This is a genomic window from Xylanibacter oryzae DSM 17970, from assembly GCF_000585355.1.
Taxonomy (GTDB): domain Bacteria; phylum Bacteroidota; class Bacteroidia; order Bacteroidales; family Bacteroidaceae; genus Prevotella; species Prevotella oryzae.
Genome location: NZ_KK073873.1, coordinates 3216428 through 3230955, shown reverse-complemented (window position 1 = coordinate 3230955; position 14528 = coordinate 3216428). Strand labels below are relative to the sequence as shown.

The window sequence follows — 14528 nt, the reverse complement described above, 5'->3', positions numbered from 1 at the left end:
TGTTTTGTATTATTTAAGCCTCACGGCCATTTACTAAAAAATTAATTATATAAATATTTATTATATTCCTGTGTATGTATGAGGTGTTATTGCCATAAGTTCGGCTTTAACATTATCTGAAACATTAAGTGTGCTTATGAAGTCGTGTATAGTTTCTTCAGTCATTTTCTTATTTGTACGTGTCAAGGCTTTCAAAGCCTCATATGGATGAGGATAGGCCTCTCTACGTAATATGGTCTGAATAGCTTCTGCTACTACCGCCCATGTGTTATCAAGATCTTCACTTATTTTGTCTTCATTGAGAATCAATTTTCTTAAACCTTTCAGTGTGCTCTGGAATGCAATAAGACTATGTCCGAGAGGGACACCTATATTGCGAAGAACTGTTGAATCGGTAAGGTCACGCTGCAGACGACTAACCGGTAGTTTCTGAGCAAGGAACTGTAACACTGCGTTAGACAGTCCGAGGTTGCCTTCGCTATTCTCGTAATCAATAGGATTAACCTTATGTGGCATTGCACTTGAACCGACTTCGCCTGCTTTGATTTTCTGTTTGAAGTACTCCATTGATATGTACATCCAGAAGTCGCGGTCTAAGTCTAGAACTATTGTATTAATACGACGTAGGGCATCAAAAATAGCGCCCAAATTATCATAATTACTAATCTGTGTAGTATATTGCTCTCTCTGTAATCCTAATTTGTCGGAAACGAATTTATCGCCAAACTTTTTCCAGTCATACTCAGGATAAGCAACATGATGTGCATTATAATTGCCAGTTGCACCACCAAACTTTGCTGTTATCGGTAATGATTTCAACTGTTCTAATTGTACGGTAAGACGATAGACGTATACCATTATTTCTTTTCCAAGACGAGTAGGAGAAGCCGGCTGACCGTGTGTTTTTGCAAGCATCGGAATATCTTTCCACTCATCTGCATATGTTTGCAGCTGATCTATAAGTTCTTGAACCTGAGGATAATAAACTTCATTAAGCGCATCTTTTATCGACAATGGCACAGAGGTATTGTTTATATCCTGAGATGTCAAACCGAAGTGGATAAACTCTTTGAAATCATCAAGATTTCCTATTTTATCGAATTCTTCTTTCAAAAAATACTCCACGGCCTTAACATCGTGGTTGGTTATTTTCTCAATATCCTTAATTCTTTGTGCATCATTCTGATCAAATTTCTGATAGATATCTCGCAATCTTCCAAATAGTTGATGATCAAAACCTTTCAGTTGTGGCAATGGCAATTCACATAAAGTAATAAAATACTCTATTTCTACGCGGACACGGTAGCGAATAAGTGCATACTCTGAAAAGTAATCTGCTAGTTTTTCTGTTTTACCTCTATAGCGCCCATCTATAGGTGAGATGGCGGTTAATAAATCGAGCTCCATACTAATACTTATATAATTATTGGGGCAAAGTTAATAAATTAAATCGACTTACAATAATTTAAACTATTAAAGTTTAAAAAAACAGCATTTTATAACAAAAAAAAGACCTCTCAGAAGTATGAAAGGTCTTGGTGTGGGCGTTGACGGATTCGAACCGCCGACCCTCTGCTTGTAAGGCAGATGCTCTAAACCAGCTGAGCTAAACGCCCTTACATTTTCTGTAAAGCGGTGCAAAGGTATGCGTTTTTTTTGGAACCGCCAAACTTTTGCACCACTTTTTTATTTATAATTCAAAGTTTATACAAATCATTAGCCGCAAGAAGGTCTACTTTTTTCTCTGAAAGTATTTTTTCACAGCTCTCCAAATCTGTAGGACGTATCACGACATTGGCTACATCGCCATTGGCAAAGGAGTACATATATTCTATAAATACGCCATTATCAGACAGATACTTCAGTACTAGGGCAAGTGAGCCTGATGTGTTGGGACAACTGAAACCGATAACGTCTGTAATTTTAACAGCAAACCCTGCATCCTTTAATACTTTGCATGCAAAATCAGGATCGGAAACAATACAACGGAGTATGCCGAAATCAGAGTTATCTGCTATGCTCATGGCTGAAAGATTTACGCCCGAATTGCCCAATACTTCTGTTACCTCTGTAAGTCTACCTGACTTATTCTCGAGGAATATTGATAATTGCTTAGCTAACATATTATTATTTTTTATAAAGGTTATAATTTTCTATTGTCTATTACACGTTTTGCCTTACCGGTACTACGTTCCAGACTCTTTGGCTCTACTATTTTCACTTTAAAGCCTATACCGATAACGCTTTTCAGTTCACCTTCAAGTTTCTTTTGTAGTGCAACCATCTGACTCATCTCGTCGGTAAAATATTCTTCTTTAAGCTCTACTTTTAGTTCGGATGTATCTGTGTTATTTTCACGTCCTACAGTAAGTTGATAGTGTGGCTCAAATTCCTTAAGACTGAGTATCACAGCTTCTATCTGTGTCGGAAATACGTTTACGCCACGGATAATAAGCATATCATCGCAGCGACCCAAGATACGATCCATCCTGACAAATGTTCTTCCGCATGAGCATTTATCGTAATGCAATGCAGTCAAGTCGTGAGTGCGGTAGCGCAACAATGGCATGCCTTCTTTAACAAGGTGAGTAAAGCACAATTCGCCCAACTGTCCCTCAGGCAAAGGATCTCCTGTTTTAGGATCTACAATTTCCGGATAATAGTAGTCCTCATTAAGATGTGTTCCATGCTGACATTCACACTCATAGCCTACGCCAGGACCAGCCACTTCACTCAATCCATATATATCATAAGCCTTGATGCCTAAAGATTCTTGCAATTTCTTGCGCATATTCTCTGTCCAAGGTTCTGCGCCAAAACATCCTACACGCAGTTTAAATTCATCGCGCGAATATTCCGACTCTTTCATTGCTTCGCCCAAGAACAATGCATAAGAAGGAGTACAACACAAGACAGAAGCACCAAAATCATGCATTAACGTTATCTGTTTTTGAGTATTACCAGAAGACATCGGGATTACACTTGCACCAATATTTGTAGCACCATCATGAGCACCCAAACCGCCTGTAAACAGACCATAGCCATAAGAGATTTGGAATATATCATTTTGCGAAGCCCCATATGCAGTGAAAGCACGTGAAATACTCTCTGCCCAGACAGATAAATCCTTACGGGTGTAAAGAACGACAACCGGTTTTCCGGTAGTACCAGAAGATGCATGTATACGTACAATCTGACTCATAGGCACGGCAGCAAGGCCGAAAGGATAATTGTCTCTAAGGTCAAGTTTGTTAGTAAAAGGTAATTTCGAGATGTCGTCTATATCCTTAATATCATCTGGAGACAGATCCATTTCTTGAAATTTTTTACGGTAGAACGGTGTGTTATGATAAACATAATCAACCATTTTTTTCAGTCGAAGGCTTTGTACTTCGCGCAATTGTTCGCGATCCATGCATTCGATACTTTCATTCCAAATCATTGTAGTTTTATCGTTGGTTAGACATAATCGATGCAAATATAGCTATTTTATCGCTAATAGGCATAAATATAATGTCTAAAATAAAATAAAATCCTTGCGATATGATATCACAAGGATTTTATCAGGTGGGCGTTGACGGATTCGAACCGCCGACCCTCTGCTTGTAAGGCAGATGCTCTAAACCAGCTGAGCTAAACGCCCTATAGGCTTTATTATCTTAAAGCGAGTGCAAAGGTATATAAATTTTATTAAACCTCCAAATTTTATATCATTATTTTTTCTTTTATACACAAATTTTGTGCGATTTTTAGTACCTTTGCGGTCATTATAGAATATAACAACTAAATTCAATATAGAATAATGGAAAAAGTAGTAAGTGGTATACGCCCTACAGGTAACCTGCATTTAGGTAATTATTTCGGGGCTGTTAAGAGTTTTGTACAGATGCAAGAGGTATACAAATGTTTATTCTTTATTGCAGATTGGCATTCTCTGACGACAAGACCAAAGCCTGAAGATATACAAGCAAGTTCAAGGACGATAATGGCCGAATATCTAGCTTGTGGCATAGACCCACACAAAGCTCCTATATATGTTCAGAGTGATGTAAAAGAGACTCTTGAACTTTATTTATACCTTAACATGAACACTTATCTTGGTGAATTGGAACGTGTAACAACTTTCAAAGAAAAGGCTCGCAAACAACCGGATAATGTAAATGCGGGACTTCTTACCTACCCTACTCTGATGGCGGCAGATATCCTTCAGCACAGAGTGAACAAGGTTCCTGTAGGAAAAGATCAGGAGCAGAATATGGAGATGGCTCGCAGATGCGCACGCAGATTCAATAATATATATGGTGTTGAGCTATTCCCTGAGCCACAAAATTTCTACTTTAACTCGCAAGCGCTTAAAGTTCCCGGACTTGACGGAAGTGGAAAGATGGGTAAAAGTGAAGGCAACTGCATTTACTTAAGGGATGACGACAAAACAATCAGTAAGAAAGTTATGAAGGCTGTTACTGACCTTGGACCACAGGCGATGAATAGCGAAAAGCCTGAAGTAATCGAAAATCTCTTCACATTCTTAAAAATAGTATCTAGCGAAGAGACTTATAAGTATTTCGACGAAAAATGGAATAACTGTACTTTGAGATACGGTGATCTGAAAAAACAGATAGCCGAGGATGTCTGCAAGACAGTAGCTCCGATAAGAGAGAAAATTCTTGAATACAGTGCAAACACTGAACTTTTAGATAAAATAGCAAAAGAAGGTGCAGAAGAGGCTCGCGAAAGTGCGTCAGCTACACTAAAAGAAGTTAGAAGAATTATAGGTTTTAGGGCTTTCTGATTAATTTACAATAAACACATCTTATGCCGTCTGATAATTATTTATCAGACGGCTTTTTATTAACCTTTACATACTTTCTACCTGTTTATTGAGTATTTAATACAACAATTATATAATAAGAGCCAAAACCTTATACGTAATTCAAAGACAACTGCACATTGATTATCTGATAAAGTCATGACTATTGCCTGCCTTTATAATAATAAAAGCATAGCCATACCTTGTTCACTACGTACATTTACATCCGGTAAATAGAACAATAGGATGTGTATAGAAATATATTCAGCATACAAAAAAAATCTCTCTTATATGCAACCTCAAACAATCAAACACAAAAAAAGCGTCTCAATGTTGAGACGCCTTTTTTATTTTACTGAATAAGTATTATTGTGCGATCTGAACTATTGCACGACGGTTGTAAGAAACAGGTGAAAGTGTATCAACACCACCGTTAGCTACAATAGAAATGTTATCACGGCTTATGCCCAACTTAACAAGTACATCAGCGATCTTGTTTGCACGTTTCTCTGACAATTTCTTGTTATACTTTGCAGAACCTGTTGCGCTATCAGCATTACCGGTTACTGTAATCTTAGAGTTGTTATCTTTAGCATAGCTAGCAAGAGCCTTAATATTTACTAAGTCTTTCTTAGAAGCAATTTCAGATTTACCAAGGTTGAAGAATACTGAAATAGGAGTATTAACAATCTCTTTAGTCACTGTTGGTTCAGCTGGTTTCTGATTAGCCAAGGCATCTTTCAGTTTAGCATTTTCGGCCTGTTCATCAGACAACTGTGCATTAAGTGCATCTAGCTGAGATTTGCTCAGAGCCTGAAGAGCTGCTACGTCTGGAGTCTTCTCCCAACCTGTTTTACCCAAGTTGAATGTCAAACCAACTTCTGCATAAAGATCATTATCTTTACTCTTCAAATTACGTTTGCTGTATGTACCTTCTACACCGTCTGCATCACGAGTCATTAAGTTCCAACCCAATTCAACATTAACAGCAACTCTCTTAGATACATTGAATTCATTCAAAAGACCTGCGCTGAACTGCTGTCCATATCTGTTATATGTGCATGAACGAGAGATACCTGCACCTGCGAATGGAATAAAGTTCCAAACACGAGTTGGGTTATATCCAAAAAACATATTGCTCAAATTAAACAATACTTGTTCGTTAGCAGTCCAATATTTGTTTGTGTTTTTGTTGTCATCAAGAACAGTCTTACCCCAAATTCCAGCAAATTTAGTACGAAGACCAATTCCTGGTGTAAACCATTTACCAACAGAGAAAGAAATAGCCTGACCGCTACGGAAACTCTTGAACGGATTTTTTGATAGACCTTTCCCTACTTCTTGGTCAGAATACCAAGCATTCCACTGTCCACCTACCTGAACAAACCAATTGCTCCAAAAAGAATTAGTTGCAACACTGTACTTTTCTGTAGGTACAGTATTTGTGTTCTGTGCCATTGAAGCTGCAGAAACACCGGCAAAAGCCAATACGATTAATAATTTTCTCATAACTTTTATTTATTTAATAATCAATAATCTTCATTCTATAGATGAAAATCCTATTTGGCGGCAAAGATAATGATATTTTTCTACATGTTGTGTTTTTTTTCTTCTATTTTTGTCATTTTAACAAAATACTGCAAATATATCGTTACTTTTGTTATTATTCCCCAAATAGATGCTCGATTTCCCTTTGCGGTAAGATACATAATATGGCATTTCCATCAGGAGTATAATTAACATTCTCGCAGCTAAACAACTCATTTACAATATTTTCCATCTCAGCATTGGTCAGTACCTGACCTACCGGAATTGATGCTCTTTGAGCCATTGTCGCAGATATAGAATTGTATATATTAGATCCTACCTTAGTTCCATCATTAATATAACTCTCCACTATGTTTTTAATCATATCACCCCAGCTAAGTCCATCAATTCCATCAGGAACGCCATTTATAGCGTAGCTTCCTCCACCTAAATCTGTAAGTTCGAAACCTATTTCAGACATCTCTTGGAATATCTTTTGTAGTATAACTGATTGTGACTGTGGCAACTGAACAACTTCAGGAAATAGGAGGCGCTGTGAAGTCCATGTCTTATTGCTAAACTGTACCATATATTTCTCATACAGTATTCGAGTATGGGCTCTTTGCTGATCAATGATCATAAGACCAGACTTAACAGCAGTCATTATATATTGTCCCTTATACTGATAATGTGCTGGTGATTTTTCGGCAATTATTTCATTCACTGCTATAGGCACTGGTTCTTCATCCGAATCAAATACACTTAATTCTTCGGTATCTTCATGCTGTGGCTGTAAACCATATAATTTTTCCCAATCCTTTTGTATAGGAGCTCTATGCTCTGTATTGACATTGAATGGATTATAAGAGTTGTTGTATTCGGTTTTTGGCTGATCAACATTATTAGCAGGATTAAACAATGGTATATCAGGTGCACCTTGTGTATCAAAATCTATGGTAGGCACTTCACAAAACTTCCCAAGTGATTCTTTAACCGTTGCCATTAAAATTTGCCATATTGCTTGCTCATTTTCAAACTTTATCTCAGTTTTTGTTGGATGTATATTTACGTCTATACTGTCAGGATCTACATCAAAATAAATAAAATACGGCATTTGCTCGCCCATTGGTATCATCCTATCAAAAGCGGTGAGAATCGCTTTATGATAATACGGATGCTTCAAATATCTACCATTAACAAAAAGATACTGATGACTACATTTTTTACGCGCAGATTCTGGCCTGCCAACAAATCCGTTTATCTTGCATATTGTAGTTTCTACATTTACGGGCAGCAAATCCTGATCCAACCTTTTTCCAAAGATATCGACAATCCTCTGTCTAAGACCGCATGCATTGAGATGAAACAGTTCAGTTCCATTACTATGAAACGTAAAATTTATATTAGGATAAACAAGAGCGATGCGCTCAAATGCTGTTAAAATATTGTTTAACTCTGTTGAATTGGATTTCAAAAACTTTCTTCTGGCGGGAACATTAAAAAAGAGATTCTCAACCTTAAAATTACTACCCACCTGACAAGAACATGGCTCCTGATTAGTGATTTTACTACCTGAAATCGACAGGCATGAGCCTAATTCACTACCTACCTGTCGGGTTTTCAATTCTATTTGAGTTACTGCTGCTATTGAAGCCAACGCTTCACCCCTAAATCCCATAGTATGAAGACTGAATAAGTCGGATGCTTTACGTATTTTAGAAGTAGCATGTCGCTCAAATGACAATCGGGCATCAGTCTCTGACATACCTTTACCGTCATCGATTACCTGTATTGATGTTCTGCCAGCATCAAGGACCAGAATATTAATAGTCTTAGCCTCAGCATCAATAGCGTTCTCTACTAATTCTTTAATAACAGATGCAGGACGCTGTATTACTTCTCCTGCCGCTATCTGGTTTGCTACCGAATCCGGTAATAGCTGTATAATGTCACTCATAGTTTTCCTTATAATTAAAAAGTCAATTGTCTGTCATCAAATATATCACATTTTTAATGAAACCATTTTAAATTTACTAAGTTATTAGTAAAATAATGTAAAATATCATTAAGTGACAAAAAACAGAATCTTCGTACAGTTAATATTAATGCATTAATTAATGTATACACATAAACTATTTAACATCAGTAGGGTTATGTCTTAGATTTTCTCTTAAATGTCTGCAGCGGAACTTCTCTTCTTTCGACTTTTTTCAACTCGGTACCTGACTTTTTACCTCGCCATACGAATATATCATTTTTATTAAGCGGTCTGACATAGTCGAACCACTCAAAATCAGGCAAAAATTTCTTTGAAGGTGGAATCTGAGACATCGGATAGAGTGTCCCAGTTGCTGCAGGCATCCATATCTTTTGCAATTGCCTTTTTTGCAAATACATTTTCATTGTATCAGTCTCTGTATAATTAAGACCTATGAGAGAACTGTCGCTATCGTCTTGGGGATAATATACTGCTCTAACATTCTTTATTGACTCTCCCTTATTTATATCTCCATTTTTAAAGAAAGCCTTCATCTCAATTGATGAGACCTGGTTGAAGTGCTCATTATCAGGCATTTGCTGGACAGAAAGGGCATTATTTATAACATGAGCCCACTTTATAGTTGAATCATTTGCATAAACCTTTATCTGCTCTCCCAGCAATTGCTGATTCTGATTCCATACTATAGGATCTTTGTACATTGTCATGCAAGAATCTTTGCTATTATATACAAGCGAGTCACAAACGCCTTGAACATCTATCCTATATGCGCGTACCTTATGATATGCATGCATCTTACGATACATTGAGTCTGTATTTATATTATATGTATATATCTTGAATGTATCAGCATGCATATATAAGGTATCTTTCTGAGAATAATCTATCGCAAGAGCTTTCTTAGTAGCCATACCAAAACCAGTTTTCTCATTATAGTAGCCGTAATCGCTCTTAAACATATTCTTGTTTTTTTTATCTGTATAAATCACATTGCCATAACCGTTGCAGATTTTCCGTTTTGAATCATAATATACACTATCACCAACAATAGTTCTGTCTTTATTAGTTATCAAAGAACGTCCATATAGTCTTGACTTATCGGTTCGTGAATTATAAAAACCAGATTCTGTGTATATACGACTATCGCCAGACTTTATGTGCGATGGTCCAACTATGTTTGCAACAGCAGTTTTAGTACTATAATGCAATGTATCTGTGGTAAGATAGAATTTCGGATTTTTAAGTTTTACATTATAATTGAATATAGCCTCACGGGTTTCAGTATTGTATTGTCCCCAATCAGATGTCAGGACATTCTTTTCGTCAACAAGTTTACCTCCTTCAAAAAAATAGCCAACATTATACAAACGGTCGAAGTTTAGACTGTCTGTATAAAGTTTTGATTTACGGTGTGTCAATAAAACATTTCTTCTAGCCATAGCCATTTGTTCATTTCCGTCGTAATAGGCATAATCACTCTTTAAAGAAAGAGTATCACCTTGCAACATTCTAACATGGCCAAAAGCTTCAAAAGAATTAGATGCTTGATAGAAATATGCACTATCACAAAGCATACGCGCCCCCCTATGTTTAAACGAAACGTGCCCATTAAGTATCTGTGCTTCTGGATTTCGTACTTGATTATAATGCAAGACATCTGCATGTATCAGATAGACACGGTTGTCACCTATTACTCGCCTTTGGCGATTACTTCTAGACTGTGCTATGCATAGTCCAAACAGGCATAAAACCAAAATTAATATGATTCTATGCCCGTTATATTTACTCTTTAGTTTTTTATTCGTCATTTAATCCAACCTTGATATTCAAAATCACAGTTTTTATACCGGTCGTTTATCCGTACATAAGTCGTTTTAATTTTATTTACGACCCAATTATGGAGGGTCTCCTCACGTTTTTTCGCAAGTACAACATCCTTAAGCGTCTGGAAATCTTCTGTCATTGTTGCTTTGTGACCTTCTATTTTACTCTTAAGTTTCACAATTACACAGACATCCTTCCCTTTAGAATTTATCATTTTGAAAGCTCGTGAAACCTCACCTACTTTAAGTGTATCTACAACTTTAGCAATCTCTGATGGTAAATCCTCCATTTTAAACTTTGATGTTCTACCAGACTGAGTGGCATTAAACATTAACCCATGATTATTTTTTGTATCTTTATCATCCGAGATAAATGTCGCAGCATCTTCAAATGTAAATTTTTGAACTTTGATATCGTTCGCTATTGAATCTAAACGTGATATTGACTTATTTATAGCATCATCAGTTACATGAGGCTTCAAAAGTATATGACGGACTTTTATTTTATCTCCTCTTTTGTCAACTAACTGTATAATATGATAACCATATTCACTCTCTACTATTTTAGATATCTTTTTAGGATCTGTAAGGTTGAATGCAACATTAGCAAAAGCAGGGTCAAGCATTCCACGGCCAGTATAGTCGAGTTCTCCACCCTGTCTTGCAGAACCTGGATCCTCCGAATAAAGACGAGCTAACGAAGAGAAAGATGTTTCTCCTTTATTTATACGGTCGGTGTAGTCTCTCAGCTCATCCTTAATACGGTTTATTTCTTCTTGTGATACTTTTGGAGTTTTGGTTATAATCTCAACTTCAACGTCTGTTGGTACATATGGAATACTATCTTTAGGCACATTCTTAAAATAAGCACGCACATCTGCAGGTGATACAGCAATATCCTTAACTAATTGCTCTTTCATTTTCTGTATCAGCTGACGATCTCTAAACTCATCATGCATTTGATTTCGCATTTGCGAAATTGTTTGTTTCTTATATTCCTCAAGCTTCTCTCTAGAACCAATAAGTTGAATCCAGTAATTTATCTGTTCTTCAATTCCATTGTTTATTTCCGATTCAGTAACCTGAAGACTATCTATTGCTGCCTGATGCAAAAAAAGTTTCTGTACAGCCAACTGCTCAGGTATAGCGCAATCCGGATTGCCTTTAAACTTTATATTTTCTGATTCTGACTGTGCACGCATAGCTTCAACATCAGATTTAAGAATAGCTTCATCACCAACTACCCATATAACCTCATCAATGGCTTTGTCGCCATTGACTGTATTATCAGTCTGTTTCTGACTCTGTGCTTTAAGGCCAATGCAGCCCATTATGGATAGTGCTGCTACACATATCTTTACTTTTTTATTTTTCATTTATTATGCGTGTTAACGGTTTCTAAAACTTCACGATTTATAAATACTACATATTTTTTTTTCAATTCTTTAACCCACTGCTTTTCCATTTCATCCTGATAATCCGCAATAACCAAATCACGGACATCCTCATATGATTTTGGACTACTTTTCAATATTTTGCCATATGTTGCATCTATTGGATAATCTTTCAATTCTCTTATTTCTGCAGTTTTTTTGAAGACCAATTTATCAATAAAAGCATTATCACCTTGCTTGAAGATGCCCTTTTCAGCCCTTACTCGTATAGTATTATGACTATTGAATGTGGTAGTTAATTTTTCATTCCAATCTGAGAAAGGAACTTTTTTTATGCAATCTACAACAGCTTTCTTATCCAACGAATTCTTTACATGGTATACAATACCTTTGAAACGAGGAGAATCCCACTTATATCTTTTTTTATTTTTCTTAAAAAACTTAGCCAATCCTTGTTCATCTTTTGATGCTTTTTCCCAAACGACACGATCGCTTATTTCACATAATAACAATCCATCATGATATTCTGCTCTCAAATTTCTAAATTGAACATTACTATTTTCCATATCTGAAGATATTTTTCTGATAACATCCTCTTTACTTAAAATTCCATTACTTTGCTTTACCATGGAATCCAATTTTTCATTGGCTATGTATTCTCTAATACCCTGCAATTTCAGAAACTTTATTATACCGGTACTCAAAGAGTCATAAGGTTCTAGAGCCTTTTTATCTTTCATCAAAATAATATGGAACCCTTGTGTTGAAAGAAATGGTTTGCTCATCTCTCCCTTTCTAAGGGCATAAGCCCGATCTTCAAATTCTTTCAATGTCTGCCCTGGACTAATCCAAGGTAACAATCCTCCTTTTGAAGATGTATCATCTTCAGAGTACTTTTTTGCCATATATGCAAAATCTGCACCATTTTTCAACAGACTATATATAGAATCGATCCTATTTTGTGCAGTTCTTTTTTCAATATCTGTGGCTTTCTGACTTAAATGAATGAAAATATGCGCAGGCCTTATAAGTCCTTTTGCGCCTATTCTCATTCGCTTATCATTGTAAATTTTTATAGCCTCTTTATCTATATCAGAATCAGAGACGAATGATGGATATATCTGTTGGTCACGATATGCAGCGAAATCTTTTTTAAAGGAAGTCAAAGTATCGCAATGTGCATCTAATGCAGCCGCAACCTTAAGTTTGTAATCAATAAACAGATCAGCATATTCGTCAATAGTTTTCTTATCAGATGTACCGCATGTATTGTATTTGTTATACGAGTATTCAAATTCTGACCGTAATACAGGTATTCCATTAATAGTCATTATTGTTGGGTCATTTTGTGCCGCCACGACCAAACTAAAAAATAACGTATATATTAACAATACATTTCGTCCCATTTTAAATTATTATCAATTATCAAAAGGGCTATAGTTTGGAGCTTCACTTGTTATCGTTATATCATGTGGATGACTTTCAAGAACACCGGCATTTGTAATACGGGTAAACTTCGCGTGATGTAGTTCTTCTATATTTTTTGCTCCACAATATCCCATGCCAGAACGCAAGCCTCCAGCAAGTTGATAAACGACTTCTTGAACAGTTCCCTTATAAGGAACACGACCTGCAATACCTTCAGGAACAAGTTTTTTAGCATCTTTTGTGTCAGCCTGAAAATATCTATCTTTTGAACCATTCTCCATAGCTTCAAGTGATCCCATTCCGCGATAGCTCTTAAATTTTCTACCATTGAATATAATAGTTTCACCAGGACTTTCCTCAGTTCCAGCTACTAGTGAACCAATCATTACACTGTGTCCACCAGAAGCCAATGCCTTAACCACATCGCCAGAATAACGTAAACCGCCATCAGCAATCAATGGAACATCAGTATCCTTTAATGCACTTGCTACGTCGTATACAGCGCTAAGCTGTGGAACACCTACACCTGCAACAACTCTAGTGGTGCATATTGATCCAGGGCCGATACCAACCTTAACTCCATCTGCACCATTTTCGACTAGCATTTTAGCAGCTTCGCCTGTTGCTACATTACCAACAATAATATCAACATTAGAAAATTGTTTTTTTGCCTCAACTAATTTTTCTATAACAGACTTTGAATGTCCATGTGCTGTATCAATTATTATAGCGTCAGCACCAGCGTCAACTAGCGCACGCATTCTGTCTATTGTATCATTTGTAACACCCACACCGGCAGCAACGCGCAAGCGTCCTTTTGAATCTTTACAAGCGATGGGTTTATCTTTAGCTTTTGTAATATCTTTGTAAGTGATTAGACCAACTAAGCGGTTGTCTTTATCAACTACAGGAAGCTTTTCTATTTTATACTCTTGAAGAATCTTTGCAGCAGCTATCAAGTCTGTCTGCTGATGTGTTGTAACTATATTATCTTTAGTCATAACATCATCTATCTTCTTGTCAAAACATTTTTCAAAACGCAAATCACGGTTTGTAACAATTCCTACAAGGTGATTATCATCATCAACAACGGGGATTCCACCTATATGATAATCCGCCATTATATCTAGAGCATCTTTTACGGTTGAACCACGGCGGATTGTAACAGGATCATAGATCATTCCGTTTTCTGCCCTTTTTACAATAGCAACTTGGCGGGCTTGTTCATCTATTGACATATTCTTATGGATTACTCCAATTCCACCCTCACGCGCAATAGCAATAGCCATCTGTGATTCTGTGACAGTGTCCATTGCCGCGGTAACAAATGGTATATTCAATTGAATGTTACGCGAAAATTTGGTTTTCAACTCTACCGTTTTAGGCAATACCTCAGAATAAGAGGGTATCAAGAGGACGTCGTCAAACGTAAGACCGTCCATTACAATTTTATCTGCAATAAATGATGCCATATTATATTATAAAAATTTATTGCGTGCAAATATAGCTATTTTTCTAGACATAGAGATATGTTTTAAGCATTTTCG

10 protein-coding genes and 2 tRNA genes are annotated in these 14528 nt (G+C 36.5%); 1 reads left to right on the top strand and 11 read right to left on the bottom strand.

Annotation, left to right across the window (positions count from 1 at the left end; translation table 11 throughout):
• Positions 1 to 60: 60 nt before the first annotated feature.
• The 5 genes from purB to XYLOR_RS12920 form a co-directional block, all read right to left on the bottom strand.
• Positions 61 to 1407, bottom strand: a complete 1347-nt coding sequence (gene purB, locus XYLOR_RS12940) for an adenylosuccinate lyase (RefSeq protein WP_036880288.1) — start codon at positions 1405 to 1407, stop codon at positions 61 to 63.
• Between the two features lie 134 nt (positions 1408 to 1541).
• Positions 1542 to 1616 (bottom strand) — tRNA-Val (locus XYLOR_RS12935).
• An 81-nt stretch (positions 1617 to 1697) separates the two neighbouring features.
• Positions 1698 to 2123, bottom strand: coding sequence for an ACT domain-containing protein (locus XYLOR_RS12930; protein ID WP_036880286.1), 426 nt, complete (start codon positions 2121 to 2123; stop codon positions 1698 to 1700).
• 20 nt (positions 2124 to 2143) lie between these two features.
• On the bottom strand, positions 2144 to 3442 hold the full coding sequence (locus XYLOR_RS12925; protein ID WP_036880283.1) for a phenylacetate--CoA ligase family protein: 1299 nt from the start codon (positions 3440 to 3442) through the stop codon (positions 2144 to 2146).
• Between the two features lie 126 nt (positions 3443 to 3568).
• Positions 3569 to 3643 (bottom strand) — tRNA-Val (locus XYLOR_RS12920).
• 159 nt (positions 3644 to 3802) lie between these two features.
• Between XYLOR_RS12920 and trpS the strand changes: the two genes are divergently transcribed.
• Positions 3803 to 4792 carry a tryptophan--tRNA ligase gene (trpS, locus tag XYLOR_RS12915; protein WP_036880281.1) on the top strand — a complete coding sequence of 330 codons (990 nt, stop codon included), beginning with the start codon at positions 3803 to 3805 and terminating at the stop codon, positions 4790 to 4792.
• A gap of 384 nt (positions 4793 to 5176) precedes the next feature.
• Here the strand turns inward: trpS and XYLOR_RS12910 are convergent, their stop codons facing one another.
• From XYLOR_RS12910 to guaB, 6 genes are all read right to left on the bottom strand, one after another.
• Complete coding sequence (locus XYLOR_RS12910) at positions 5177 to 6319, bottom strand: OmpA family protein (protein ID WP_036880279.1); 1143 nt, start codon at positions 6317 to 6319, stop codon at positions 5177 to 5179.
• A gap of 154 nt (positions 6320 to 6473) precedes the next feature.
• Positions 6474 to 8294, bottom strand: a complete 1821-nt coding sequence (mutL, locus tag XYLOR_RS12905; protein WP_036880276.1) for a DNA mismatch repair endonuclease MutL — start codon at positions 8292 to 8294, stop codon at positions 6474 to 6476.
• A gap of 194 nt (positions 8295 to 8488) precedes the next feature.
• Positions 8489 to 10144: an OstA-like protein gene (locus XYLOR_RS12900; protein WP_036880273.1), complete on the bottom strand. Its 1656-nt coding sequence runs from the start codon at positions 10142 to 10144 to the stop codon at positions 8489 to 8491.
• Positions 10141 to 11535, bottom strand: a complete 1395-nt coding sequence (locus XYLOR_RS12895; protein ID WP_036880271.1) for a peptidylprolyl isomerase — start codon at positions 11533 to 11535, stop codon at positions 10141 to 10143. Before XYLOR_RS12895 ends, XYLOR_RS12900 begins: the two co-directional genes overlap by 4 nt.
• Positions 11532 to 12959 (bottom strand): peptidylprolyl isomerase, encoded by a 1428-nt coding sequence (locus tag XYLOR_RS12890; RefSeq protein ID WP_036880268.1) that lies wholly within the window; start codon positions 12957 to 12959, stop codon positions 11532 to 11534. The genes XYLOR_RS12895 and XYLOR_RS12890 overlap by 4 nt, the downstream gene beginning before the upstream one ends.
• Before the next feature lie 12 nt (positions 12960 to 12971).
• A complete protein-coding gene (gene guaB, locus XYLOR_RS12885; RefSeq protein WP_036880265.1) occupies positions 12972 to 14453 on the bottom strand; it encodes an IMP dehydrogenase in 1482 nt (493 codons plus the stop codon).
• Positions 14454 to 14528: the final 75 nt, after the last annotated feature.